At 66.7% G+C, this 25219-nt stretch carries 19 protein-coding genes and 1 other RNA gene; 8 read left to right on the plus strand and 12 right to left on the minus strand.

Annotated features, from left to right (window positions below; all coding sequences use genetic code 11):
- Position 1: 1 nt before the first annotated feature.
- From C477_RS01285 to C477_RS01300, 4 genes are all read right to left on the minus strand, one after another.
- Positions 2 to 901 carry a cobalt-precorrin-4/precorrin-4 C(11)-methyltransferase gene (locus tag C477_RS01285; protein ID WP_008892613.1) on the minus strand — a complete coding sequence of 300 codons (900 nt, stop codon included), beginning with the start codon at positions 899 to 901 and terminating at the stop codon, positions 2 to 4.
- Positions 898 to 1713 (minus strand): cobalt-factor II C(20)-methyltransferase, encoded by an 816-nt coding sequence (locus C477_RS01290; RefSeq protein WP_008892614.1) that lies wholly within the window; start codon positions 1711 to 1713, stop codon positions 898 to 900. The genes C477_RS01285 and C477_RS01290 overlap by 4 nt, the downstream gene beginning before the upstream one ends.
- Entirely contained in the window at positions 1710 to 2405 is a 696-nt protein-coding gene (gene cbiT / locus C477_RS01295; protein ID WP_008892615.1) for a precorrin-6Y C5,15-methyltransferase (decarboxylating) subunit CbiT, read from the minus strand. The genes C477_RS01290 and cbiT overlap by 4 nt, the downstream gene beginning before the upstream one ends.
- A 193-nt stretch (positions 2406 to 2598) precedes the next feature.
- Positions 2599 to 3381, minus strand: a complete 783-nt coding sequence (locus tag C477_RS01300) for a 3-oxoacyl-ACP reductase family protein (protein WP_008892616.1) — start codon at positions 3379 to 3381, stop codon at positions 2599 to 2601.
- Positions 3382 to 3648: 267 nt separating this feature from the next.
- On the opposite strand from C477_RS01300, the gene C477_RS23335 reads away from it, so the two are divergent.
- A complete protein-coding gene (locus tag C477_RS23335) occupies positions 3649 to 4875 on the plus strand; it encodes an RNA-guided endonuclease InsQ/TnpB family protein (protein ID WP_008892617.1) in 1227 nt (408 codons plus the stop codon).
- 10 nt (positions 4876 to 4885) lie between these two features.
- Here C477_RS23335 and C477_RS01310 read toward each other — a convergent pair whose 3' ends face one another.
- Positions 4886 to 5821: a glycosyltransferase gene (locus C477_RS01310; RefSeq protein WP_008892618.1), complete on the minus strand. Its 936-nt coding sequence runs from the start codon at positions 5819 to 5821 to the stop codon at positions 4886 to 4888.
- A 121-nt stretch (positions 5822 to 5942) separates the two neighbouring features.
- The gene (locus C477_RS01315) at positions 5943 to 7250 is read right to left on the minus strand and encodes a cobyrinic acid a,c-diamide synthase (protein ID WP_008892619.1); all 1308 of its coding nucleotides are present in this window, start codon (positions 7248 to 7250) and stop codon (positions 5943 to 5945) included.
- 416 nt (positions 7251 to 7666) lie between these two features.
- On the opposite strand from C477_RS01315, the gene C477_RS01320 reads away from it, so the two are divergent.
- The 4 genes from C477_RS01320 (at position 7667) to C477_RS01330 (ending at position 10117) form a co-directional block, all read left to right on the plus strand.
- Positions 7667 to 8224: a DUF1802 family protein gene (locus C477_RS01320; protein WP_008892620.1), complete on the plus strand. Its 558-nt coding sequence runs from the start codon at positions 7667 to 7669 to the stop codon at positions 8222 to 8224.
- 70 nt (positions 8225 to 8294) lie between these two features.
- A complete protein-coding gene (locus C477_RS23925; protein WP_008892621.1) occupies positions 8295 to 8468 on the plus strand; it encodes a hypothetical protein in 174 nt (57 codons plus the stop codon).
- Positions 8469 to 8637: 169 nt separating this feature from the next.
- Positions 8638 to 9318 carry a class I SAM-dependent methyltransferase gene (locus C477_RS01325; RefSeq protein ID WP_008892622.1) on the plus strand — a complete coding sequence of 227 codons (681 nt, stop codon included), beginning with the start codon at positions 8638 to 8640 and terminating at the stop codon, positions 9316 to 9318.
- A 121-nt stretch (positions 9319 to 9439) separates the two neighbouring features.
- Complete coding sequence (locus C477_RS01330) at positions 9440 to 10117, plus strand: hypothetical protein (RefSeq protein WP_008892623.1); 678 nt, start codon at positions 9440 to 9442, stop codon at positions 10115 to 10117.
- Positions 10118 to 10189: 72 nt separating this feature from the next.
- Here the strand turns inward: C477_RS01330 and C477_RS01335 are convergent, their stop codons facing one another.
- Genes C477_RS01335 through cobN form a run of 3 tightly spaced genes read right to left on the minus strand, consistent with a single transcriptional unit; the run spans position 10190 to position 15694 of the window.
- The gene (locus C477_RS01335) at positions 10190 to 11011 is read right to left on the minus strand and encodes a cobalt-precorrin-7 (C(5))-methyltransferase (RefSeq protein ID WP_008892624.1); all 822 of its coding nucleotides are present in this window, start codon (positions 11009 to 11011) and stop codon (positions 10190 to 10192) included.
- The gene (locus tag C477_RS01340; protein WP_008892625.1) at positions 11008 to 11793 is read right to left on the minus strand and encodes a precorrin-8X methylmutase; all 786 of its coding nucleotides are present in this window, start codon (positions 11791 to 11793) and stop codon (positions 11008 to 11010) included. Before C477_RS01340 ends, C477_RS01335 begins: the two co-directional genes overlap by 4 nt.
- Positions 11786 to 15694: a cobaltochelatase subunit CobN gene (gene cobN, locus C477_RS01345; protein ID WP_008892626.1), complete on the minus strand. Its 3909-nt coding sequence runs from the start codon at positions 15692 to 15694 to the stop codon at positions 11786 to 11788. The genes C477_RS01340 and cobN overlap by 8 nt, the downstream gene beginning before the upstream one ends.
- Positions 15695 to 15728: 34 nt before the next feature.
- Between cobN and C477_RS01350 the strand changes: the two genes are divergently transcribed.
- The 3 genes from C477_RS01350 (at position 15729) to C477_RS01360 (ending at position 20646) form a co-directional block, all read left to right on the plus strand.
- Positions 15729 to 17966, plus strand: a complete 2238-nt coding sequence (locus C477_RS01350) for a VWA domain-containing protein (protein ID WP_008892627.1) — start codon at positions 15729 to 15731, stop codon at positions 17964 to 17966.
- 127 nt (positions 17967 to 18093) lie between these two features.
- Positions 18094 to 19701 carry a uracil-xanthine permease family protein gene (locus C477_RS01355; RefSeq protein ID WP_008892628.1) on the plus strand — a complete coding sequence of 536 codons (1608 nt, stop codon included), beginning with the start codon at positions 18094 to 18096 and terminating at the stop codon, positions 19699 to 19701.
- Between the two features lie 117 nt (positions 19702 to 19818).
- On the plus strand, positions 19819 to 20646 hold the full coding sequence (locus C477_RS01360) for an alpha/beta fold hydrolase (RefSeq protein WP_008892629.1): 828 nt from the start codon (positions 19819 to 19821) through the stop codon (positions 20644 to 20646).
- Positions 20647 to 20823: 177 nt separating this feature from the next.
- On the opposite strand, the gene ffs is transcribed toward C477_RS01360, so the two are convergent.
- The 3 genes from ffs to C477_RS01370 form a co-directional block, all read right to left on the minus strand.
- Positions 20824 to 21136: signal recognition particle sRNA (gene ffs / locus C477_RS22740), an RNA gene on the minus strand.
- A gap of 101 nt (positions 21137 to 21237) precedes the next feature.
- Positions 21238 to 22566, minus strand: coding sequence for a PQQ-binding-like beta-propeller repeat protein (locus tag C477_RS01365; protein ID WP_152423243.1), 1329 nt, complete (start codon positions 22564 to 22566; stop codon positions 21238 to 21240).
- A gap of 216 nt (positions 22567 to 22782) precedes the next feature.
- Positions 22783 to 25071 carry a CDC48 family AAA ATPase gene (locus C477_RS01370; protein ID WP_008892631.1) on the minus strand — a complete coding sequence of 763 codons (2289 nt, stop codon included), beginning with the start codon at positions 25069 to 25071 and terminating at the stop codon, positions 22783 to 22785.
- Between the last annotated feature and the right edge of the window lie 148 nt (positions 25072 to 25219).

Consider the following 25219-nt stretch of genomic DNA (forward strand, 5'->3'; position numbering starts at 1 on the left):
ATTAATCGTCTCCCGCTTGCGTTTCCGTTTCGTTCGCGTCGCTCGATCCTCGGTTCGCCCAGTCGCCGTAGAGGAAGGATCGCTCGTAGCCCGCGCCGGTCACGGCGTCGCCGATGACAACCAGCGCCGAGGCGCGGTAGCCGGCCTCCTCGACCTTGTCCGCGATCGATCCGATATCGCCGACGATCACGTCCTCGTCCGGCCACGAGGCGTGGTAGATTACCGCGACCGGTGTCTCGGGATCGTGATCGTCCTCGAGCAGTCGGTCCATCGTGTCCCGAACCGCGTGGGTCCCGAGGTATATGCAGGTCGTCACGTCGCCCATCTCCACGAAGTCGGAGATGTGGTCCTCCTCCGCCGTGAGCGTCTTGCCCTGCGGCCGGGTGAACGCGACGTGATTCGAGACCTCGTTGAGCGTCAACTGGGTCCGCAGCGTCGCGCTGGCCGCGAAGGCCGACGTGACGCCCGGCACGAAGTAGGTCGGGACGCCCTCGTGTTCCAGCGCGTCCATCTGCTCCAGGGCGGCGCCGTAGATCGCCGGATCGCCGCTGTGGAGCCGCACGACGTTGTCGCCATCCTCGTAGGCGTCCCGCATCAGCGGAATCAGCTCCTCGAGGTCCTTGCCGACCGAATTCACCAGCTCCGCGTGGCCGCAGTACTCGTCGAGGAGCTCGCTGTTGACCAGCGAGCCCGCGTGGACCACGAGGTCGGCGTCCTCGAGCAGTTCCTTGCCCGCGACGGTCAGTAGGCGCGGGTTGCCGGGGCCGGCACCGACGAAGGGGATCCCCTCCTGCTCGTCGCCGGCGCTGTGCTCGAAGATCCGGTCGTCGAGTTCTTCGCGGCGGCGTTTGCTTTGGGAGTCGATCGCGTCCTGCGGGTCGTTCGGTGTGTCTTCAGTCATCGATGGCCTCCACAGTCGCCGCCCTCACAGCCCTCGGCGTGCTCGAGGGCGGCGACTTCCCCGCCGTCCGCGACGGGTTCGCCGCTCGAGTCGGGGTCGTTCGCGGTCGCGTCGTCCGCGTCGTCCTCCTCGAGGAACGCCGCCGTCGCCTGCTCGACCTCGAGGTCTTCCCTCTCGGCGTAGGCGAGCGTATAGTAGTCGCGCTCGTCGAGCTCCTCGGGGTCGTCGGTGACGATCGTCTCGCCCTGTTCCATGAACAGCCGACGGCCGTAGGTCACGTCGTAACCGGCCTCGACGAGTCCCTCGTGGGTCGCCGGCGCGTCGGTGACCTTGAACAGGATCATCCGATCCGGGCCCGTCGGGCTCGCGCCGGACGCGGCCTCGCGCAGCGAGAGCCCGGCACCGGCCTCGATCTCGACGCCCATCGCGGTCGCGAACGCGGTCACGGCGCTGACGCCGGGGACGATCTCGAGGTCGACGTCGGGGTGGAAGGCGTCGATCGTCCGGCGCAGGTGTCCGAACGTCGAGTAGACGTTCGGATCGCCCAGCGTGACGAAGGCGACGTCGCCGTCGCGTGCGTTCGGCGCGATCTCCGCAGCGGCGTCCTTCCAGGCCGCACGGAGCTTCTCCTCGTCTTTCGTCATCGGGAAGTCGAGATCCCCGATCTTCGACTCGTCGACGTGCTCGAGGGCGACGGTCCGAGACAAGCGGCCCGGCGAGTAGACCACGTCAGCGTTCTCGAGAATTTCCTTCCCGCGGACCGTGACGAGGTCGGCCTCGCCGGGGCCGAGCCCGACGCCGTACAGCGTCATTGTCGGCTCCCCCCGCTTTTCGAATCGCCCGCGGTGATTCGACCTACGTCGGAGCGACGCTCCGACGAGGATCGCCTCGTTTCACTCGGCTCACCACCGTCTGCAGCGACTTTCTTCCCGCCATCGTCGTCTGCGTCTTCGTCGGCCGTCGCGCTCCCGACCAGCATGTAGACCGGATTATCCGAGTTGAAACTCGTCGCGCCGGCGAGTTCGTAGCCGTTGCTCACCTGGAACTGGACGACCTCCTCGAGGATATCGCGCTCGCGGAACGCCTCGGTCGCTTTCCCGGCGACCTCGAGTCGCGAAACGTTCATCACGATGCGGTCGACACCGGTCTCGACGGCGTGGTCGAGGACGGCCTCGAAGTTGCGGCTCCCGCCCAGGAAGAGCGCGTCGGCGTCGTCGGGCAGCCCCTCGGGGGCTTCCGCGTTGCGCAGTTCGACGTCGGCGCGGACCGACTCCTCGTTCGCGGCGAGGTTCTTCTCGGTCGTCTCGAGCCGTTCGGCCTTCCGCTCGAGGGCGGTCACTCGCCCGGCCCGCTGTGCGGCTTCGATGGTGACGGCCCCCGTACAGGAGCCGACCTCCGCGAAGTGGTCGTCCGCCTCGAGCACGAGCTTCGAGGCGACGACGGCGCGGACCTCGGACTTCGTCGGTCCGGCCTTCGCGTCGTGTGGAAGCGCGATGGGTGGCATCACCCGTGGCAACAGCAGCCTCCCCTAAAACAATTTTGTTTGGTATAGGGCAAGTTCGCTTGCTTAGTTGCAGTTGGAGTAGTTCAAGAGGGGTTGTGCTACGGAGCGAGACGATCGACTCGAGCGCGTCGAACCGTGCCAAAAAGTGTCGCCTCGAGGTCGGGTCGAGGAGCGATACGCGATGAGCGCCGCGTCACCACTCCATGCCGCCGTTGATACCGAGGACCTGTCCGGTCATGTACTCCGCCTGATCGCTGGCGAGGAATCGAATCATGCCGACGATGTCCTCGGTCGTGGCGAAGCGATTCAGCGGGATGTCCTCGCGGATCTTCTCTTGGACGCGCTCGGGGACCTTCTCGAGCATGTCCGTCCGAGTGAAGCCGGGCGCGACGCAGTTGGCCGTCGAGCCGTGGCCGGCCAACTCGAGGGCGAGCGTCCGGGTGAAGGCGAAGAGGCCGCCCTTCGAGGTCGCGTAGTTGGCCTGGCCGTAGTTGCCCTGCTGGCCGACGACGCTCGAGATATTGATGAGCCGTCCGTGTTCGGACGCCTTGATGTCCTCGTAGAACGCCTTCGTACAGTTGAACGTCCCGTTCAGGTTGACGTCGATGACGGTCTGCCAGTCCTCGTGGGTCATGTCCTCGAACTTCCGATCGATCGTGATCCCCGCGTTGTTGACGAGGACGTCGATCTCGCCGAGTTCCTCGCGTACCTCCGCGGCCATTCGCTCGACCTGCGTCGGGTCGGAGATGTCGGCTTGCACCGGGACGGCTGTCTCGCCGTTGGCTTCGATCGTCTCCGCGACCTCGAGGGCGCGGTCCTCGGCCGAGCGATAGTTGACGGCCACGTCGGCGCCGGCGCGGGCGAGTTCGAACGCGATATCGCGGCCGATCCCGCGGGACGATCCGGTGACGAGACAGGTGCGATCGGTCAGCGGCCTTCGCTCCAGCGGCTCGAGTCGGGAGACGGTTTCTGACATACGAACGACACTACGCTCGCATTCGTGTTAACTATTTGACTGTATATCAGTAGCTGTGACTACCAGTCCGTGATTCCATTCCAATCCGAACGGACGGACTCGATGCGTTTCGAGACACTCGTTCACAGCAGTACAGCGCGGAAGCCCACCCCTTTAGGGGTGGGAGGAAGCGCGTAAACTCTATGCCACAGCCCACCGATATCAGCAGGGCCGACTCCCGAAATAATCGTCGTATATATAAATAACCAGTCTCAATGTGGTTCTGTCATGGAGGTGCAACGTACCGTTCGGGTCAAACTCGACGTGCCCGACGAGCGACGAGACCACCTCCATCAGACCATTGAACAATTCGATACTGCCGTCAATTATAGCATCGAGAACGGTCGCAACGACGACGGCTACTTCATCACTGCGAAGACTAACATCCACGATCAGGTCTACCACGATCTCCGTGACGTGACTGACCTTCCCGCAAACCTCTGTGTTCGCGCTTATTCAAAGGCAGTTGAAATGATAAAATCCACGGTCGCCGACTGGAAGAACGGGAATAGTCGCCCCGTACCGTCGTTCGACCAGCCCATCGTCGTCTACGATAAACGCATCCTGACTATCAACGAGAGGAGCGCGACCCTCTCAACTGTCGAGTCCCGCGTCGAGGTCGGCTTCGACATTGGTGAATATCAGGCCGACTACCTCGATGACGACGACTACGAGAAACGAATGGGGACGCTCCACTACGACGAACAAGAGGACGACTTCTACCTCCACATCGTCATTCAGAAGGAAGTCGAGGAGCGCGAGGGCGACCGCATTCTCGGTGTTGACCTGAATCTGAAGAACGTCGCCGTGACTAGCACGGGATCGTTCTATGACGGCGGTAAATTACTATGGGGGCAGAACCATTACTTCCGCGTGCGTCGGAGCCTCCAAGACAAAGGCACTCGCTCCGCAAAGCAGGCGTTAGCGCGACTGTCGGGGCGAGAAAACCGCTTCGTCTTGGATCGCCTGCATACAATTTCTCGACGCATTGTGGAAGAAGCCCGCCACTACGACTGCTCGTACATCGCCGTCGAAGACTTGACCCACATCCGCGAGCGGATGGACGCCTCCGACGACCAACTGAAACGCCAGATGCACCAATGGGCGTTCCGCGAGTTACAGGAGATGATTCAGTGGAAAGCCACCGAGTACGGGATTCGCGTCGAGAGCGTGAACCCCGCGTTCTCCTCGCAGACCTGCTCGAAGTGCGGACATCAATCAAGCACGAACCGGAATTCGGATGGGTGGTTCGAGTGCAACGAGTGCGGATACGAGATAGACGGCGACTACAATGCTTCCAAGAACATCGGGATGCGACTGCTCTCTTTACCCGAGGGCAAACGTCCCTCGGGGTTGGGCGACGGTCATCTCGCCCTCAAGAGCGGGACAGTGACCCTGAACGGCGATTACACCGCCTACGACACCGTGTCGGCAGAAGGGGAGTCCCACGCTTAAGCCCACGGCTTTAGCCGTGAGTAGATGACTCCGTCTCGACCGAGACGTCGAACTTGCCGCGCCACCGGTAGCGTCGCCCGCCCCAGACGAACGTTCGTCGGACGAGGCCGTACGCGAGCAGCGGAATCGCCGCCAGCGCGACCGGATACGCCGCGAGGAACGTCCATCGACGAACGCCGAACGCGGCGTAGACGACGGCCATCGCGGCCGTCAGTAGCACCAGCGCGGGGAGCGGAAACAGCACGCACCCGGCGGTGAGCGCCGATCCCAGGACGAACTGGCCGGCGGTCGCGACCGGATCGTGGTACCGGACGATTTTCGCGAACCGAACCTGATTCTCGAGCGTCTCGCGGACCGAGCCACCGATCTCGACGCGGCGCGTCCGCCCGACGCTCGTGATATCGGCGTACTCCATGAGGAGGCCGTCGTCGCTCACCGTCCGCCGGAGTTCCGAGAGGAACGCCTCTTCGTCGATGTCGTCGCGTTCGAAGACGAGCGACCCGCCCCAGGGAACGCCCCCTCGAGAGACGGCGAGCGTTCCGCTGAGAACGTGGGTCGGCTCGAGGAGTCGGGCGAGCGGATCCCGGCCGACGAAGACCGGGACTTCCGTGGTCGGTCCGTACCGTTCGTAGTCGCGGCGCAGTCCGTCCAGCCAGTCGGGCGGATGGTGATAGTCGTCGTCGGACCAGACGAGGCGATCACACTCGGCCGCGTCCATTCCGGCCGCGATCGCGTTCGCCTTCCCGGAACAGCCCTCGGGTTCGCCCGCGACCACCAGCCTAACGTCGTCCGGGCGGTCGTCGATTCGCTCGGCGACCGACTCGACCGCCCTGTCACAGACCACGAGGAGTTCGTCCCCCGGACGCAGTTGCGCGGCGATCTCTTCGCAGGCGTCGTTCCACCCCGTCGTGGGTAGAATGACGCTGATCGGCGTTGGCTCTACCATGCACTCCCTATCGACCACCTTATAATTAAATGACAGGTGATCGGAGCGGAGTCAGCTATCAACTCACGATTAGCGGCACGTCGGTCGAGACTATCGAATCGGTCGAACGCGATCGCCGCGATCAGCGACTGCTCTCCTCGAGGAACCGATCGAACGCACCGCTCTCGGCGTGGACGTGGACGTACGTCCCCAGCGAGTCGTACTCCGTGAGACCGTCGTGGTCGCCGTCGATGCCGTCGCCCCGCACGGTCTCGAAGGCGAAGCGGGCGTCGTTGTCGACGTCGGCGCTCGAGTAGTGAAACTCGTGGCCACGGATCGTCTGGCCGGCGCCGGCAGTGAGCGTCCCCTCGAGGGCCTCGAGTTCGACGTGATCGAGCGCCTGATAGCGGTCGTGCATGGTGACGTCCGCTGGGAGAATGCCGGCCATCTCGTGGGTATCGCCCGCCGCCGTGGTCAGTGTTTGGCTCATGGCCATCAGACCACCGCACTCGCCGAGAACGGGGAGTCCCTCGCTCGCGAGTCGAGCGAGTTCGTCGAGCGTATCGCTCGACTCGAGTTCCGCGCCGTGGAGTTCGGGGTAACCGCCGGGGAGGTAGACGCCGTCGCAGTCGGGGACGGGATCGCCCGCGACGGGCGAGAACGTGACCAGTTCGGCGCGCTCGCGGAACCGCTCGATCGTCGCCGGATACCGGAAACAGAAGGCGGCGTCGCTGGCGACGGCGACCGTGGCGTCGACGGGTTCGGCGGACTCGACGGGTTCGGCGGGCGCGGGCGGCGCCGTCGCGACCGCGGCCAGCCGTTCGGCCTCGAGCGATTCCGCGGCCTCCCGCAGCGCGTCTCTGGGGAGGGCGGCCTCCGCGCCCATCTCGAGGCCCAGGTGCCGGTCGGGAATCTCGAGGTCGTCGTTCGGCGGGATCCGCCCGAAGTACTCGAGGTCGTCGGGGAGGGCGTCACGGATGCCCTGCTCGTGACGGCCGCCGTGGGCCCGCTGGGCGACGACGCCGGCGACCTCGATATCGCGGCCGATCGCGTCGGCGTACTCCTTGAAGCCCAGCGCGGTCGCCGCGACGCTCTCCATGCCGGCCTTGGCGTCAGCGACGAGGACGACGGGGATGTCGAGCGCCTCGGCGACCATCGCCGTGCTCGAGCCGTCGCCGTCGTACAGTCCCATGACGCCCTCGACGACGCAGACGTCGCCCTCGCCGCGCCGGTAGTTGCGCCGGAGGCCGTCCTCGCCGCAGAGCCACAGATCGAGCGTGCGGGAGGGCCGGCCCGCAATCGCCTCGTGGTGGCTCGGGTCGATGAAGTCCGGGCCCGCCTTGGCCGGCTGGACCGCGTAGCCGGCGTCCTCGAGGGCCTGCACGATCGACAGCGTCGCGACCGTCTTCCCGACGCCGGAGCTGACGCCGCCGAGGACGAATCCGTTCATCATTGTAGTTGCGTTCGCACAACTGAACTTGAATCCGTCGGTGGCGGTGGTGTACAGTTTCTCGAGGGGACAGAGCGAGAAACGTAAGAAGGGATTCGGACGGGAGGAGGCGGCCTGCTATCGTGGCAACAGGGAGTTACCACGCCCTCCCCAACCGACTGCGGTCCTCGCTCCACAAGTCGCTGCGGTCCTCATCCCTCGCGCGCTTCAGTGACTGACCTCGCGTAGCTCACGGTTCCCTTCGGTCTCCGTTCGCTTTCCGAGGTTCTCACTTCGTTCGAACCTCGCCTCGCTCGGCCAGTCCCCAGCGCGCGCCACCGCGTAGAGCCTAATAGTGCGACACTCAATACTCTCGTCGCGATCCGAGGCGACCGAAACCGAATTGGGCGTCGTCCGCGTTCGAGAACTCGAGACCAATGAGCGACGCGACGACGGCCGAGACGGTGCCGGCGCTGAAGGAGCGCGCCGGCGTCGTCAACGCCCTGCTCGACGGCGCCCAGACCGTCCTCGTCCGCCACCCGACGCTCGATCCGGGGACGATCGACGACGAATTCGTGCTCTATCCGGCCTATAGCCATCAGGACCCCGCGCGGTACCAGTCGCGGTACGAGCACTACTACCATCGCTCGAGCGCGAAACCCGAGGCCGGCGTGCCGATCCGCGCCGTCGCCGACGTCCGCGAGGAATACCGCGTCTCGAGTGACGCCCTCGAGGCGCTGGCTCGCCACTACGTCTACACGCCGGACGGCCTGCGCGACAAGTACGACCTGGAGGACGACCTGCGCGTGCTGTTGCTTCGCGTGTCGGCGCTCGTGTCACCGCGACTCGTCGAGGAACGAAGCAGCTACCGCGGCTGTCGCGCGTGGATCGACCTCGAGAACGACGTCGATGTCGATACCGAGGCCTCGCTCCCGGTGCTCGACGACGCGACCTTCGCCGAGCGGCGGGCCGCGGTTCGGGACGCCCTCGAGTGACGGCCGGTGTTCGGTTCGACCCACCGACGAACTTAACCGCTCGAGTCGGCTACGACCGTCGGATCGAACTATGAGTGGTGAACCTGGGAGCGACACCGAGATCGAGCACCACCTCCGGGAAGCGCTGCAGCACCTGAGCGCGGCCCGCGACGCCGACGAGCTCCGGAAGACCAACGCCGTCGCGCTCGAGGAGGTCGAGAACACCGTCTCGACGGTGCTGCGGGAGTACGAACAGGACGAGTGAGGCCGCCGATCGAGACGGGGACGTCCGTGGCCTCGCGCGGAGTCTCACAGACGGTGCCGGTTCTCGAAATAGTTATTTTGTCCGATGGGTGATTGCAAGCAACAATGTCGTTCGAAAATCGTCGGATCGGTTCGAACCGATCCGCAGGCCGGACCAGGGGTGGCCAGTCGTGACGACTCGAGACGACGAGGCCGTCAAAGAGCGCGTCCAGCAGTATTGGGACGACCGTTCGGAGTCGTACGACGGAGACAGTCACCACGCCATCCACGGCGACGAGCAGCGCGACGCCTGGCTGTCGATCCTCCGGGACTGGACCGGTGACGGGGAACCACCCCGGCGGGTTCTCGACGTCGGCTGTGGAACGGGCGTCATCTCGCTGTTGCTGGCCGAACTCGGTCACGACGTCACCGGCGTCGACCTCTCGACGGACATGCTCGAGCGCGCTCGAGCGAAAGCCCGCGACCGCGGCCGGTCGGTCGAGTTCCGAAACGGGGACGCGGAATCGATCTCGGCTCCCGAAGACGCGTACGATCTGGTGACGGCCCGACATCTCGTCTGGACGCTGCCGAACCCGTCGGCGGCGCTTCGGGAGTGGCAACGGGTCGTCCGGCCAGGCGGCCGAATCGTCCTGATCGAGGGCCACTGGGACTTCGACGAGGCGTTCGACGGCTATCAGGAGATTCACGACGAGTTGCCGCTGTACGACGGCCGGCCGCCGAGAGAGTTGGTCGACGTGCTCGAGAAACACGGGCTCGAGCGGGTCGAGCACGAGCCCCTGATGGAGTCGGTGCTCTGGGGCGAAGAGCCGAACTACGAGCAGTACGTCGTCGCCGGCGACGTTCCGGAGTGAGACGGGACGGGAGAGATCGAACGGAGACGGTGACGGACCGCCCGCGATACCATCGACCCGATCTGCTAGAGTTTCATGATTTGACACGTACTCGGCGAGAACACACGATGAGGACCGTCGAATGACGACCGACACGGCCGACACGGAATCGAAGTCGAGGGAGACTGCGAGATCGATTCGCGATCCGCGAGTCGTCGGACGAGGGCTCCTCCTCGTCGGAGCGCCGTTTCTCCTCGCTGTCGTCCTGTGGTTCCATCCGAGCGCGGGTGACGAGCCGTTCGCGGCCCTCTCGCCGGTCGTGGACACGTGGTTTCTCGTCCACGCGCTCCTGTTACCGCTCTTCGGTCTCCTCGGGATCGGCCTCTACGTCCTGCTGAGCGAGTATCGCGGGACCGTCGCGACCGTCGGACGGGTCGGCGTCGCGGTGTATCTCGTCTGCTATCTCGCGTTCGAAGCGATCGCCGGCATCGCGACGGCCGTCCTGATTCGAGAATCCGGTGACCTCGCCGCCGACCAGCGAGAGGGCGTCGCGGCGGTCGTCGACGTCGTGCTGACGGAGCCGATCGACGGCGTCGCGGGCCTGCTGGCGGTCGTCGGGACCGTCGGTAACCTCGTCGCCGTGCTCGCGATCGCCGTTTTGCTTCGGCGCTCGGGCGCGCCGCTCGTCCCGGTCGTCCTGCTCGCCGGTTCGCCGATCGGTCTCGTCGCCCACGGTGCCACTCCGGGAGCCACGATCGGTATACTGGCGTTCTGTTTCGGCGTCGCGTGGCTCGAGTTTGGCTGGCGCTTGACAGACTGACGAAAGAGACGGTATCGAGTCGTCGTTGGATCATGACGCACGCCGACGAACCGCCGACGGGAATCGTCGGTTTCAGCGTCGCGCCGACGGTGTGGCCTTCGATTCGACCGGCTGTCGAACGGCGAGCACGACCAGATCCGAGAACGGCGTGTCCTCCCGACCCGTCCCGCCGGCGTGTTCGGACAGCTCCGCCAGCGTGAACCGGTGTATCTGCTCGTCCTCGTGGGTCAGCTTCTCGAGCACCAGCGCCTCGAGGTCGGGATCGGCACCCCGCTCGAGCAGGAAGGCGGCGATATCGCCGGGCATCCGATCGTAGGGCCGCGGGAGCACGAGCAGGTGCCGATGGTCGGCCGTCACTGCGCTCGCGAGCCGCTCCATGTCGGCCTCGAGGTCGCCGCTCTTGTGGAGCGTGACGAACTCGGTGTCCTCCATCGGGGTGCGGGCGCGGCTGGCGGCCATCTGGAGCGAGGAGATGCCGGGGACGATACGGACCGGGATATCGGGATCCTCACGCTCGACCGCCCGCTGCACCTTCCCGACGAACTGGTAGCCCGAGTGGTTCGGGTCGCCCATCGCCACGGCGGTCCCCGACTCGCCGGCTGCAACGCGTTCGCCGAACGCCTCGAGCGCCTCAGCCTCGTCCTTGTACCCGCAGGTCAGCAGGTCGGCGTCGGTCAGATCTTCGACGAACTCGACGACGGTCGTGAAGCCGACGACGACATCGGCCTCCTCGATCGCTCGCTGACCGCGAGGAGTCAGATACTCCTGATTCCCGGGGCCGACGCCAACGGCGTAGACGGGGTTGTCCGCCTCCGCATCGATATTTGGCTCCGGCGCTGCCGCCGCGAACGTCGACGGATCCGGACCTGCCTCGAGGTCGTAGTCGTCGCTCATTCGTCCTCGCTTTCGGATTCGGCCCTCGCCGCTCGAGCGTCAGCCGTCACCTCAAGTTCGAGGTCGTCGGTCCGCACGTCCTTTGCGACGTGGATCAGTTCGTTCGTCAGCGCCGCGGCCAGTCCGCTGCCGCCGCGTCGGCCGACGTTCGTGATCGCTGGGACGTCGTACTCTTCGCTGACCTCGCGGATGCGTTGGCGGCTCTCCTCGGCCTTGACGAAGCCCACGGGCGTCGCGACGATGGCGGCGGGTCGGGTGCCGTTCTCGATGCAGTCGGCCAGCGCGAACGCCGCTGTGGGGGCGTTGCCGATCGTCGCGATCGCGCCGTCGTAGACGCCCTGTTTGTCGAGTTCGAGCACCGAGGCCGCAGTGCGGGTCATCCCGGTCTCCTTCGCCAGTTCGGCGCCGTTGCCGATCGCCTTGCGCTTCTCGCAGTTGTGGCCCCGAGAGGTGATTCCCGCCTTGGACATCGTGATGTCCGTGACGATGGTCGCCTCCTCGAGGACGGCTCGAGCGCCGGCGCGGACGGGCGCGTCCTCGTCGTCGCCGAGGTCGTCGCTGCCGGTGAACTCGATCAGGTGCTGGAACTCGATGTCGCCCATCGAGTGGACGGACTTCTGTCGGATTCGGTCTGCCAGCGTCTCGTCGGGGACGAACTGCCTGACGATGTCCATGCTCGTCTCCGCGATGTCCATCGCGTTCTGTGTCGTCGCGCCCAGATCGGCGTACTCCTGTTCGAACTCCTGGCCGCCGTCGGTCTCGGGTCGCTCGCCCTCAGTCATCGTTCGCCACCTCCGCATCGGCATCCGCACCGACGCCGTCGTTGGTCGTTCTGGCCTCGAGATCGCCCTCGACCTCGAGGTTCAGATCGCGCAGTCGGTCGACGGTCTCCTCGTCTGCGTCCCAGAGGTCGCGTTCGATCGCCTCGAGCAGCGTGTCCGTGATGGACTCGAGCGCCCACGGGTTCACGTCGCGCATCCATTCTCGCCGAGCGTCGTCGAAGGCGAACTTCTCGGCGACCTCCGCCCAGAGCGTGTCCGAGACGACGCCGGTCGTCGCGTCCCACCCCAGCGTCACGTCGACGGTCGTCGAGAGGTCGCCCGCGCCCTTGTAGCCGTGTTCCTCCATGGACTCGAGCCAGTCCGGATTGAGGACGCGCGAGCGCATCGCCTTGCGGACCTTCTCCTCGTTCGTGTAGACGTCGACGTTGTCGGGGTCCGAAGAGTCGCCGACGTAGGAAGCCGGTTCTTCGCCCGAGATTTCGGACACTGCGGAGATGAAGCCGCCGTGGAAGGCGTACCAGTCAGAGGAGTCGAACTCGTCTTGCTCCATCGTGTCCTCGAGCTTGACCGTCGCATCGACGGAAGAGAGACGACGTTCGAAAGCGTCGTGGGCGTCGGAGACGCGCCCTCTCGAACCCATCGCGTAGCCGCCCCACTGGACGTAGACGCTCGCGAGGTCCGAGCGGTCGTCCCAGTTGCCCTCGTCGACGGCCTTGTTCGTCCCGGCGCCGTAGCCGCCGGGTTTGGTGGTGAAGACGCGGTGTTTCGCGGCCTTGCGGGCGTCGGACTCGTCGAGGCCCTCTTCCTCCTGCAGTTCTTCGGTCTCCTCCTCGACGTGTTTCTTCACGTAGTTCATTTCGAGGGGTTCGTCGAGGTCGACGACGGCGTCGACGGCGTCGTGGATGACCCCTGCCGCGGCGGGGAAGGCGTCCCGGAACAGCCCCGAGACGCGCGTCGTGACGTCGATTCGGGGTCGGTCGAGTTCCTCGAGCGGAATCGGCTCGACGTCGTCGATCCGGCCGGCGTCGGTCCACTGCGGTTCGACGCCCATCATCGCGAGCACCTGGGCGATCGTCTCGCCGCGGGTGCGGACTGTGGGAGTGCCCCAGGCGACCACGCCGATCTCCTCGGGATACTCGCCGTTCTCCGAATGGTGGCGCTCGAGGACGCCCTCAGCGACTTCGCTCCCGACCTGCCACGCGGCCTTCGCGGGTACCTTCCGCGGGTCGAGCGTGTAGAAGTTCCGCGCGGTCGGCAGCAGGTCGACGCCGCCGCGGGTCGGCGCGCCCGACCCGCCGGGGGGCACGTACTCGCCCGAAAGGGCGTCCGCGGTTCGCGGGATCTCGTCCTCGGCGCCCTGCACGCGGGGCTGGGCCTCTTCGCAGATGTACGCGAGAACTTCGCGGAGGTCGTCGTGGGCGCGCGATTTGGCCCGCGCGTCGCCGATCGTCTCGAGGTCGACGACGAGGAGATTCATGTTCACCTCGTCCTCGGGACCGGCCTCGCGCTCCGATTCGGGCACGTCGAAGTCGTGTTCCGCGAGCGTCTCGATCAGGTCGACGCTGGTCTCGTGGACGACGTCGGCGGCCTCGGCGTAGGTCATGCCGAGGGCTTCGTCGTACTCGCCGGGCGACTCGAGCATCGTTTCGTAGTCCACGCCGAGCGCGCCGGCCACGCTCTCGCGCAGGCTCGGCGCGCCGGGGTTCTCGAGGCGAGTGAGCGCGACGAGATACTCCACGAGGCGCTCGTCGGCCGGCGGCTCGGACATCGTGTGCAGCCCCAGCCGGATCTGGGTCGTCTTGACGTCGGTGAGGTACTCGTGGACGCGTTCGACGAGTTCGTCGATGTCGACTTCGTCCCCTGCGACCTCGCCCTCCGCGAGGCTCGAGCCGGCCTCGTCGGGTCCGCGGACGTCGGCCCTCTCGTCGATGGTTCCCGAAATGCCGAGTTCGACGGCGAGGTCCAGTTCCTCGACTTTCTCGCGGATGAGCGTCTCGAGGTGGTCGCCGTCGTCGGCCCGGGCGTCTTCCATCCCCGCTTCGCGGTACTGATTGGCGAGTTCCTCGAGTTCGGAGAGTTCGTCGTACGTTCCGGCCGACCGCATGACCGGGGTCAGATAGTCGACGATGGCGGCGTAGGAACGCCGTTTGGCCTGGGTCCCTTCGCCGGGGTTGTTCACGATGTACGGGTAGACGTTCGGGATGTCGTCGATCAACTGATCGGGCGCGCTCGCGCCGTTCAGGCCGACCGTCTTGCCGGGGAGCCACTCGAGGCTGCCGTGGGTTCCCAGATGAACGACCCCGTCGGCCCCGAACGCGTTGCGCAGCCAGCCGTAGAAGGCGTAGTAGTCGTGTGGCGGCTGCAGGTCCGAGTCGTGGTAGACCTTCGAGGGATCCATGCCGAACCCGCGCGGGGGCTGGACGGTGACGAGGACGTTGCCGAACTCGACGCCCGGAATCGCGAACGGACGGTCCGGTACGTCACCCCATTCCTCGATGATGTTCTCTTGGAAGCGCTCGTCGGCCTCCGAGAACCACTCCTCGTAGGTGTCCGGCGAGACGACGTCGACAGAGAGGTCGCGGACGTCCTCCGGGGCGACCCAGCGGTCCTCGAGCGTGAGCTGTGCGGTCAGCTTTTCGACGAGGGACTGCCCGCTGTCGGGCATCTCGTCGCCTAAATCGTAGCCGCGGGCCTCGAGTTCCTCGAGCAGGTTCACGGTCGACTCGGGACTGTCGAGGCCGAACGCGGTGCCGATCCCGTCGTCGCTCGGCGGGTAGTTGTGGAGGATGACGGCAACCTGCTTGTCCTCGTTGGGCGTGTGGCGGAGTTCGGCCCAGTTGACCGCCAGCCGGGTGGCGTGGTCGATCCGGTCCTCGATCGGGAAGTGGTGTTTCGGCGCCGAACCGATGCCGGCCTCGTCGTCGGTGCGCTCCTTCCCCGAGATCGGGTGCGTGATGACGTTGCCGTCGAACTCCGGCAGCGCGACCGAGAGGGCGAGCTCGAAGCCCATCACGCCCGTGTCGCTGGATTCGTACCGGGAGCGGGAGCGCATCGTGGTGACCGTCTGCAAGACGGGGACGCCGAGGCGGTCGAGGAAGACGTCCTCCGCGGAGTCACCCTCGTCGCTGGCGCTGCGGCCGCGCTCGTCCATCGAGAGCGAGAACATGAACGAGGAGAGCACGGCGTCGACGACGGGCTGGCCCGCGTTGTCGATCAGCCAGTTGTCTGTGACCCATTCGGCGTCCTCCTGCTCGTCGGTGTCCGTCGCGGGGTTACAGAAGATCGGCAGGGCGTTCGCCCCCTGCTCCTCGAGCGCCTGGACCTGCGCGTCGACGTAGCGGGTGTTCTCGTGGGTCCAGTGGGACTCGTAGAACCAGATCGCGACCGTCGGCCGGTCGGGGTCGTGGGTCTCGAGCAAGTCCTCGTACTCGATCCCCGGATGATCGGGGTGGTAGACGCCCTCCGTGGGGAGTTCGGCGGGGTCGTCGTATGCGAGGTCCCGTCCCTCGTATTCGGAGACCAGAAATCGGCACAGGTTGGCGACGTTGATCGTCCCGCCCTTCTCCAGGTACTCGTAGACGAGGTCGCGATGGCCCTCCGAGACGGTCGTGTCCTCGAATGCGAAGGCGTCGCCGGTCGCCTTGACGATCAGCGGCACGCCCGCCTCCTCGAGCGCGCCGGTCGCGTAGTCGTAGCCCGGCATGCTGTCTTCGGCCCCGTGCAGCCAGAAGATGGCCGCCGCGGCGTCGTGCAATTCCTCGACGAACTCCTCGATGGCGGCCTCGTCCTCGAGGTCGCTCTCCGAGCGAACCACGAGGTCGATATCCTCGAGTCGCTCGGCGGCCCGGCCGATCGAGCCGAGTTCGTTCTCCGTGGCGGTGTAGATCCCGATCGTAGTCATCGCGTTTTTAAACCTCTGTTGTATTAGCGCAACTATGGTTGCAGAGTCCGGAGACAAAAAGCTGTCGTCACTCCCCTTTCCGGCCATCGTCGGCCAGAACGAGTTGAAGCGGGCGCTGCTCGCCGTCGCCGCAAACGACGGCCTCGACGGCGCCCTGATCGTCGGCGAGAAGGGGACCGCGAAGTCGACCGCCGTGCGCGGACTGGTCGATCTCCTCCCCGAACAGCGCGCTGTGGCGGACTGCCCGTACGGCTGTGCGCCCGACGCGCCGAATCTGCAGTGCGACGACTGCCGCGAGCGCGATCCGGAAGCGATGCCCGTCGAAACGCGTCCCGTCCCGCTCGTGACGCTTCCCCTGGGTGCGACTCGAGACCGCGTCGTCGGGACCCTTTCAGTCGAGGACGCCCTCGCAGGAGCCGCAGATTTCGATCCCGGCCTCCTCGCCCGCGCCCACCGCGGAATTCTCTACGTCGACGAGGTCAACCTGCTGGACGACCACCTCGTGGACGTCATCCTCGACGCGGCCGCCAGCGGCGTCAATACGGTCGAGCGTGACGGAGTTAGCGTCTCCCATCCTGCCGAGTTCACCCTCGTCGGGACGATGAACCCCGAGGAGGGCGACCTCCGGCCCCAACTGCGCGACCGCTTCGCCCTGCAAGCCACCGTCGAGGGCTGCCGGGAGATCGACCAGCGCGTCGAGGTCATCGATCGGGCGCTCGAGACCGACGCCGGCAACGGCGCTGACAGCGCGGATCCGTGGACCGAGTACGCCGACGAGACCGAGGCCCTGCGCGCGGACCTCGCGGCGGCTCGCGACCGCCTCGCCGAGGTCTCCCTGCCGGCCGACTTCAAGGAAGAGATCGCCGACCTCTGCCTCGAGGCCGGCGTCGACGGCCACCGCGGGGACGTGGCGACTGCCCGGACCGCGATGACCATCGCGGCGCTCGAGGGCCGAACAACCGTTATCGAGTCCGACGTTTACGAGGCCGCCAGCTACACGCTTCCCCACCGGCTTCGGAGCACGCCGTTCGAAGACGAACCCGACCTCGAGGACCTCCTCGAGGATCGGTTCGACGAGGAGTCGCCGGACGAAGGCGAACACGAGGACGAGGCGGACGGCGACGAGTCCGCAGACAGAGACGAAGGGGACGAGTCTGAGCCCGAGAGCGACGACGGTGAGACGGGAACCGAATCCGGCGGCGAGCGTAGCGACGGTGACGGTACTGACAGCGAATCCGACGAGAGCGACGATTCGGGACCAGAGCGTCGACCCGACGAGGGCGACGAACCGACCGGCGACGAACCGACTGGCGGTGAGCCGTCGCCCGCTGAAGCCGGCGGCGGGAACGACGGGAACGAGGACGACGACTCGAGCGAATCCGATTCGAACGACGGCGACGGGTGCGATAGAGACAACGGAAGCAGCGACGGGGAAGACGAGGACGCCCAGCCGCTCGTTCCCGGCCAGCAGCGCGCCGAGATCGCCGAAGTCGGCGAGGCGACGGCGCCTGACCTCGAGACGCCCGACGCCGAGAGCGCGGACGCGGCGACGGCGGGCGGCTCGCGGGCGAGCACGGCCCCAAGCACGGACAACCGGGGTGCCCGAATCCGGACCGAACCCGCGTCGGGCGACGGTCCGATCGACGCGGCGGCGTCGGTTCGCTCCGCCGCGGCCCGCGGCGACTCTCGGGTACAGAAGCAGGACTTGCGTCAGTCGGTCCGCACAGGCGACACGTCGGCGACGATCGTCTTCGCGGTCGACGCCAGCGCCTCGATGCGTCCCGCGATGCGCACCGCGAAGGGCGTCGTGCTGGACCTGTTGCGCGACAGCTACGAGCACCGAGATCAGGTCGCGTTCGTCGCCTTCGCCGGCGAGGACGCCGACGTCCTCCTGCCGCCGACCGACAGCGTCTCGCTGGCCGCGCGTCACCTCAAGGAGCTCCCATCGGGCGATCGGACGCCCCTGCCAGCGGGCCTCGAGACCTCGCGGCGAGTCATAGAGCGCGCGGAGACGGAGGCCTCGGTCGTCGTACTCGTCACTGACGGCCGGGCGAACGTCGCCGACGGCAGTCCGACCGATGCGACCCGGCGGGCCGCGCGGAGCCTCGCGGCCGAGGACGCGACGGTGATCGTCGTCGACGCCGGCGACGACTCTCGGGCCGGCCTCTCGGAGCTGGTCGCCGGCGAGACGGGCGGCGACGTGGTCGCCCTCGAGGCGCTGTCGCCCGAAACGGTCCGCGCCGCGGCCGATCGGGCCGCGGACGAGCGATAGCGTCGACATCGATCGGATCGTTCGAATCCAATCTAGTTAGCTAAAGACACTTTTTCACCGACTGAAACGTACGCGACGGTGGATCAATATCCATTTCAGCGCCCTCGCTCGTTATCCGACGAGAACTATGAGTAACGCGGGGGACGAATTCAGTAATCGGGATGCTGACAGGGGCACAGACGCGGATTCCGGGGTCGCCGTCAGCGAGGATATCGAGTACGGCATCGACGACAAACCGCCGCTGGGTGAATCGTTCGTTTTGGGCGTCCAGCACTATCTGACGATGGTCGGGGCGAACATCGCGGTGCCGCTGATTCTGGCGGGTGCGATGGGGATGCCGCCGGACGTGACGGCGCGGTTCATCGGGACCTTCTTCGTCGTCTCGGGGATCGCGACGCTGGCCCAGACGACCTTCGGGAACCGCTACCCCATCGTCCAGGGGGCGCCGTTCTCGATGCTCGCGCCGGCGCTGGCGATCATCGCCGTCGTCACGTCCGGCGGCGTCGGCGGGGGCGGGTGGGAGGCCGCCCTGCTCCAGTTACAGGGCGCGATCATCGTCGCCGCGACGGTGCAAGTCGCGATGGGCTATCTCGGACTCGTCGGGAAGCTCCGGCGGTTCCTCTCGCCGGTCGTCGTCGCCCCGACGATCATGCTTATTGGCCTCGCACTGTTCAACGCCCCGCAGATCACCGCCTCGAACCAGAGTTGGCCCCTGCTCGGGCTGACCCTCGGCCTCATCCTGCTGTTCTCGCAGTATCTCGACGTCAAAGCTCGAGCGTTCCGGCTCTATCCCGTTATCTTGGCGCTCGTGATCGCGTGGGTCGTCGCCGCGACGCTGTCCGCGGGCGGTCTCATCGCCGACGCCCATCCCGGCTACGTCCCGCTCGAGCAGGTCACGAACACGGATCCGATCCTGCCGATCTACCCGTTCCAGTGGGGGACGCCCCAGATCACGACCGCGTTCGTTATCGGGATGTTCGCGGGCGTGCTGGCGTCGATCGTCGAGAGCATCGGTGACTACTACGCCGTCGCTAATCTGACCGGCTCCGCCGCACCGAGCGAGAAGCGAATCAACCACGGAATCGGGATGGAGGGGCTGATGAACGTCTTCTCCGGAATTATGGGCACCGCTGGCTCGACGTCCTACTCCGAGAACATCGGCGCGATCGGACTGACCGGCGTCGCCTCGCGGTACGTCGTCCAGTTCGGCGCCGTCGTCATGCTGCTCTTCGGCTTCGTCGGCTACTTCGGCCAGTTGGTCGCGACCATTCCGGATCCGATCGTCGGCGGACTCTTCATCGCCATGTTCGCTCAGATCGTCGCCGTCGGCGTCTCGAACCTGCGCCACGTCGATCTGGACTCCTCGAGGAACACCTTCGTCATCGGCTTCGCGCTGTTCGTCGGGCTGGCGATTCCGGCCTACATGGGGAACTTCGACAGCACGATCGCGTTCCGCGAGGCGATCGGCCTCGAGAGCGCGCTCGCGGGCCAGCCGGGGTGGCTCGAGGCCGCGGCACAAGCCGTCGTCGACACGATATATATCATCGGCTCGACCGGGATGGCCGTCGGCGGCCTCGCGGCGCTGGTGCTCGACAACACGATCCCCGGCAGCCGCGAGGAGCGCGGCCTGGCCCACTGGGATCGGATCACCGAGGACGAGTCCGAGTTCGAGACATTCTGGGACCGCTGGCTCGGGGCCGATAACGCCGCGGTCGACGCCGAACGAGGGGACTGACCCGCCGGATCGGGATCGTCTCGGTCCTCGATCGCGGGCTCTTTCTCCCACACCTACAAGACGGAACCGTTACTGCAACCCGGCGACCTATATGTACCGATGCCTACAATACTCCCGATGGCAGAACTCCCTCTCGAGGACGGCACGCTCTGGTACGAGACGCGCGGCGACGGACGGCCGCTGGTGTTCATTCACGGCGGCTGGATGAACGGGCAGTCCTGGCAGCCTCAGGTCGACCGCTTCGACGACGACTACGAGGTCGTCACCTTCGACGTCCGCGGCCACGGCCGGACGGGGGCGACCGAGGCGGACCAGTACTCGGTCGAACTCTTCGCCGACGACCTCGAGGCCTTACTCTCGCATCTCGACCTCGAGGCGCCGATCCTCTGTGGCCTCTCGCTCGGGTCGATGGTCGTCCAGGAGTTCATGGACCGCCACCCCGACCGCGCGGCGGGAGCGATCCTCGGCGGCGCGGTGCGATCGATGCCGCCCCTGGAGATGCCCCCGGAGCTGAAGCCCTTCATGTCCCCGCTGCCCGCGCTCACCACGTCGCTGTCGCTGACGGGGTCGAAGACGACGTTCCGGTCGATGCTGGGATCCATTCGAGCGACCACTGGTGAGCGCTGGCTCTCCGTGAACCCGGAGATTCAGTCGCAAGCGATCGACGCCGTCGACGAGATCGGTCGCGACGAGTTCCGCAAGGTGTTCGACGCGCTCTACCGCTACGAGCCGTCGAACCTTGCCCACGTCGAGACGCCGACGCTGGTCGTCCACGGCGAGCAAGAGGCGCCGCTGGTCAAACGACAGGGCCGACAACTCGTTTCGGAGGTCGGCGGCGCCAAACACCTGGAACTGTCCGACTCAGGCCACCTCGTCAACCTCGATCGCCCGAACGCGTTCAACACCGCGAGCGAGACGTTCCTCGAGGCGGCCAGCGCCGCGTAATCGGCGCAATAGTACGGAACCGATCGCACTCGAGCGATGTGCGATGCGCCGTTCGTTCTCTCGGACTCCGATCCATGTCACGGATTCGACCCTGCGTTTGAATATCCGAAAAACGCCGCTTGAGTCGTGATAAGCGGCGCTATCGCTGTTCGAAAGTAATGTGCGGTATGGAATATGAGTGTGGAAGCCGCGATTGCCCGGCGTTCCGGCCGGGGGAATCCCGGTTGCCTCCTCCACCCCGCGACCCGTCGAGCGACAGGTGTCCGGCGGTCCACTGCTCGCTTCCGCGCCTGATGGGCTGTCGCCGACTAACCGCGATGGGGCGTCCCTGCGGACGGCCATCGCGGACCGCTGTCCCCGACGGACGAGGCTTCTGCGTTGGCTCCCGGGGCCCCGGCCGGTCTGACCGGACGCCCGCGGTGTTTGGTCCCCGCTAAAGGCCATATCGCGGGTAACGAGCAGGGCCTAACTGCCCGACCTATCCATCTCTTCGTAGGGGAAGGTGACTTAAGGACCTTTCGTCTCTCCGACCGCCCGACGGCGCGGTGATCGGTCGTGGCGATCAGTTAGATGCGCGACTCGACCGTCCGATTAGTCCGACGTCGCGTCCGCCTCGCGTAACGCGTGCAGTCCCGCGCTGGGGAAGAACGCGGTTTCGCCGACGACGGGCGCAACCTTGTTGCCGCTGCTGCTCGAGGCGTCGGTCTCGTACCGCCACAGGCGATCGCCCGTGGCGCCGTCGTGCGCTCCCATCGCGTTCAGCCCGCTGACGTAGACGATGCCGTCGGCGACGACCGGCGGTCGGTCACCGGCCGTTTCGGTCGTCCAGTGCTGCGCGCCGTCATCGGCGCCGAGCGCGGTCAGTCGCCACGAGTTCGTGACGTACAGCGTTCCATCGTCGACTGCCGGCGACGAGACGGAGTTTAGCCCCGAGCCGTGGCCGCCGCGTTCGACCGGCTGGCGCCAGCGGAGCGTGCCGTCGCGCCCGAGCGCCGCGATGGTACCGTCGCCGAGCGGAACGTAGCAGGCGTCGTCGGTGACGGTCGGCGATCCGGTGACCGCGTTTCCGAAGTCCTTCGACCACAACCGCTCGCCGTCCGCGGCCGATAATGCAGTGAATTCCATGCCGCCCTGATAGACCGTCCCGTCGGCCACCGCCGGCGGCGTCGGCCAGTACATTCCGTCGTCGGAGAGGGGTTCCGTCCAGCGTTCGCGCCCGGTCTCGAGATCGATCGCCACGAGCGTCGGCGGATCGGCGTACGTGGTGTTGATCGCGTAGACCGTCCCGTCGGCGACCGTGACCGCGTCGGAGAAGTCTCGCTCGAGTCGCCAGCGTTCGGTTCCCGCGTCGGCCTCGAGCGCGACGACCGATCCGCCGAGGATGAGGACGACCGCACCCTCGGCGACGACGGTCGATCCGAACGTGGTGCCGCGGGGATAGGACCACTCCCACTCGATATCGCCGGTCGCGCCGTCTAGCGCGTAGACGACCGTCTCCGCGCTGTCGTCACCGACGGAGTGATTCTCGGGAACGTAGACCGTCCCGTCGACTATCGCCGGTGTTCCGATTTCGTAGTGTGAGTCGTCGGCGCCCTCGCGGAACGTCCAGACGGCGTCGACGTCGGCGGTCGGTCCGGCGTCGCCGGTGTTCCCGACGTGGGCCGGTCCGTACTGGAGCATTCGGTACGGGTCGGCGGCGGCCAGCGTTTCCCGCAGTTCGGCCGTCTCGTCTGACGAGTCAGTCGATTCCTCGTCGGATTCGGTATCGCCGTCCCCACCGTTCACGTTCTCGGTTTCGTTCTCGTCCCCCTCGAGCGCGCCGAGACAGCCCGTTAACCCGGTCGTCAGCGCCACTCCCGCGGCCGAGAGCAGGGCGCGGCGGTCGCGACCGCCCGACATATGCTTTTCTTTGAATTTCATATATTCTGATGTATATCGGGAAAATATATAGATGGGGGTTCCGTCGGCAACCGAGGCCGACGTCGGACCGGCCTCGAAAGCTCCGTCGACCTCCTCGAGAGTCCCGAAATCCGCCGGCGGGCCGACGATGATCGGCACCGTCGCTCGTCGGAGTGGGGCTCGAATCGCGCGGTTCCGGAAATCGAACGGCGAAATCGGCGCTCGAGAGCGGTCCCGTTACTCGGCCTCCGTTTCGCTCTCGCCGCTCTCGAGGACGCCCTCGAACTCGCTCGCGCTGGGACCGCCCTCGAACTCCGCGGCCGATTCGGGCGAAATCTCCTCGAGGGCTCGCTCGAAGTGCTCGGCCGTCAGCGCGATCTCCTCGACGTCGCGGTCCTCGCCCTCGGCTTCGGCCCGGACGTGTTCGCGGACGGCGATGGTCGCGGCCTCGCGACAGACCGCCTCGACGTCGGCGCCGGTGTACCCCTCGGTCTCGGCCGCGAGGTCGTCGAGATCCACGCCGTCCGCGAGGGGCCGGTCTTCGGTGTGGATCGCGACGATCTCCCGGCGAGCCCGTTCGTCGGGCTCGTCGACCGCGACGTGGCGGTCGAGGCGGCCGGGCCGGAGCAGGGCCTCGTCGATCAGTTCGGGCCGGTTCGAGGCCGCGATCACGACGACGTCCTCGAGTTCCTCGAGGCCGTCGAGTTCGGTCAGCAGCTGGGAGACGACGCGCTCGCCGACGTTCGAGTCGCCGACGCCGCTGCCCCGCTCGCTCGCGATGGCGTCGATTTCGTCGAAGAAGACGATCGTCGGGGCGTTCTCGCGGGCCTTGCTGAAGATCTCCCGGACGCCCTTCTCCGACTCGCCGACGTACTTGTCGAACAGCTCCGGGCCCTTGACCGAGATGAAGTTCGACTGGGACTCGTTGGCGACGGCTTTGGCGAGCAGCGTCTTGCCGGTCCCTGGCGGACCGTGCAGCAGGACGCCCTTGGCGGGCTCGAGGCCGACCTGCTCGTAGGCGTCGGCGTGGTCCATCGGCCACTGGACGCTCTCGCGGAGCCGCTCTTTCGCCTCCTCGAGACCGCCGACGTCGTCCCACGTGACGTCGGGGACCTCGACCAAGACCTCGCGCATCGCGGAGGGCTCGATCCCCCGCAGCGCCGACTTGAAGTCCTCGGCGGTGACCTCGATCTCCTCGAGGACGTTCGCGGGGATCTCCGCTTCCTCGAGATCGAGTTCGGGTCGGACCCGGCGCATGGCCGTCATCGCGGCCTCCTTGGCCACGTTCTCGAGGTCGGCGCCGACGAAGCCGTGGGTGTTCTCGGCGTAGCGCTCGAGGTCGATCTCCTCGGCCACGGGCATCCCGCGGGTGTGGATCTGCAGGATCTCCTCGCGGCCCGCAGCGTCGGGAACGCCGATTTCGATCTCGCGGTCGAACCGGCCGGGACGGCGCAGCGCGGGATCGATGTCGTCGACGCGGTTCGTGGTGCCGATGACGGTGATCTCGCCCCGTTGCTCAAGCCCGTCCATCAGCGAGAGGAGTTGGGCGACGACGCGCCGTTCGGTGTCGCCCTGAACCTCCTCGCGCTTGGGCGCGATGGAGTCGAGTTCGTCGATGAAGACGATCGCCGGCTCGTTCTCGGCGGCCTCTTCGAACACCTCGCGGAGTTGCTCTTCGCTCTCACCGTAGTACTTCGACATGATCTCCGGGCCGGAGATCGTCAGGAAGTGGGCGTCGACCTCGTTGGCAACCGCGCGGGCGATCAACGTCTTCCCGGTACCCGGCGGGCCGTGCAGCAGGACGCCCTTCGGCGGCTCGATGCCGAGCGCGCGGAAGAGTTCGGGGTGGCACATCGGCAGTTCGATCATCTCGCGGACCCGCTCGAGTTCGTCGTCGAGACCGCCGACATCTTCGTAGGTGACGTTCGGGGATTCGGCGTTGACGGCGCTGGCACCGGCGCCGGCAGTCTCACCCTCCTCGAGGGGCCCCTCGGCTTCGACGGAGAGCCGATCGGGCTCGCGCTCGGCGACCTCGATTTCGGTGCTCGCGTCGACGACGACCGGCCCGTCGGGCTCGGTGTCGACGACGGTCACCGGGAGCCGCCGCCCGGAGCGACTCGAGAGCAGGCCGAAGCCAAGCGACAGCGAGTACTGGTCGCCGGGGCTGACGGCCCGCTCCGAGAGTTTGTCGCCCAGATAGGAGCCGACGTCGCCCCGGATGCGCACGTTCTCGGGGAGCGCGATCGTGACGCGTTCGGCGGGCTCGACATCGGCGGGTTCGACGGTCACGCGGTCGTCGATTCGGACGCCGGCGGCCTGTCGGAGTTGGCCGTCGATGCGGACGATACCCCGACCTCGGTCTTCGGAGCGGCCGGGCCAGACGCGGGCGATCACCCGACCGTCGCGACCTTCGATCGCGACGAACTCGCCGCTCGAGACGCCCAGTTCCTCGAGCGCGTCGCGATCGATCGCGGCGAGACCGCTGCCTGCGTCCTTCCGTTTGAGCGGTCGTACGCGGAGTTGCATGGTCCTGCGTTCGAACTCGAACGTCGGAGCGGCGCCGACGCGTGCGGAAAACGACAGATGTGGTCGGCGAACGACTCGGCCGACGCGATCCGGGGGACACGCGTCGGCGGCGATCGGTTCGCCGGTCGATGCCAGGTGTCGGTTCAGC

This window comes from Haloterrigena salina JCM 13891 (genome assembly GCF_000337495.1).
GTDB classification, from domain to species: Archaea; Halobacteriota; Halobacteria; order Halobacteriales; family Natrialbaceae; genus Haloterrigena; species Haloterrigena salina.

Excerpts from the sequence above, each read along its gene's own strand:
- C477_RS01285 (WP_008892613.1), bottom strand. The coding sequence starts at position 901 with ATGACTGAAGACACACCGAACGACCCGCAGGACGCGATCGACTCCCAA.
- C477_RS01290 (WP_008892614.1), bottom strand. The coding sequence starts at position 1,713 with ATGACGCTGTACGGCGTCGGGCTCGGCCCCGGCGAGGCCGACCTCGTC.
- cbiT (WP_008892615.1), bottom strand. The coding sequence starts at position 2,405 with ATGCCACCCATCGCGCTTCCACACGACGCGAAGGCCGGACCGACGAAG.
- C477_RS01300 (WP_008892616.1), bottom strand. The coding sequence starts at position 3,381 with ATGTCAGAAACCGTCTCCCGACTCGAGCCGCTGGAGCGAAGGCCGCTG.
- C477_RS23335 (WP_008892617.1), top strand. The coding sequence starts at position 3,649 with ATGGAGGTGCAACGTACCGTTCGGGTCAAACTCGACGTGCCCGACGAG.
- C477_RS01310 (WP_008892618.1), bottom strand. The coding sequence starts at position 5,821 with ATGGTAGAGCCAACGCCGATCAGCGTCATTCTACCCACGACGGGGTGG.
- C477_RS01315 (WP_008892619.1), bottom strand. The coding sequence starts at position 7,250 with ATGAACGGATTCGTCCTCGGCGGCGTCAGCTCCGGCGTCGGGAAGACG.
- C477_RS01320 (WP_008892620.1), top strand. The coding sequence starts at position 7,667 with ATGAGCGACGCGACGACGGCCGAGACGGTGCCGGCGCTGAAGGAGCGC.
- C477_RS23925 (WP_008892621.1), top strand. The coding sequence starts at position 8,295 with ATGAGTGGTGAACCTGGGAGCGACACCGAGATCGAGCACCACCTCCGG.
- C477_RS01330 (WP_008892623.1), top strand. The coding sequence starts at position 9,440 with ATGACGACCGACACGGCCGACACGGAATCGAAGTCGAGGGAGACTGCG.
- C477_RS01335 (WP_008892624.1), bottom strand. The coding sequence starts at position 11,011 with ATGAGCGACGACTACGACCTCGAGGCAGGTCCGGATCCGTCGACGTTC.
- C477_RS01340 (WP_008892625.1), bottom strand. The coding sequence starts at position 11,793 with ATGACTGAGGGCGAGCGACCCGAGACCGACGGCGGCCAGGAGTTCGAA.
- cobN (WP_008892626.1), bottom strand. The coding sequence starts at position 15,694 with ATGACTACGATCGGGATCTACACCGCCACGGAGAACGAACTCGGCTCG.
- C477_RS01350 (WP_008892627.1), top strand. The coding sequence starts at position 15,729 with ATGGTTGCAGAGTCCGGAGACAAAAAGCTGTCGTCACTCCCCTTTCCG.
- C477_RS01355 (WP_008892628.1), top strand. The coding sequence starts at position 18,094 with ATGAGTAACGCGGGGGACGAATTCAGTAATCGGGATGCTGACAGGGGC.
- C477_RS01360 (WP_008892629.1), top strand. The coding sequence starts at position 19,819 with ATGGCAGAACTCCCTCTCGAGGACGGCACGCTCTGGTACGAGACGCGC.
- C477_RS01365 (WP_152423243.1), bottom strand. The coding sequence starts at position 22,566 with ATGAAATTCAAAGAAAAGCATATGTCGGGCGGTCGCGACCGCCGCGCC.
- C477_RS01370 (WP_008892631.1), bottom strand. The coding sequence starts at position 25,071 with ATGCAACTCCGCGTACGACCGCTCAAACGGAAGGACGCAGGCAGCGGT.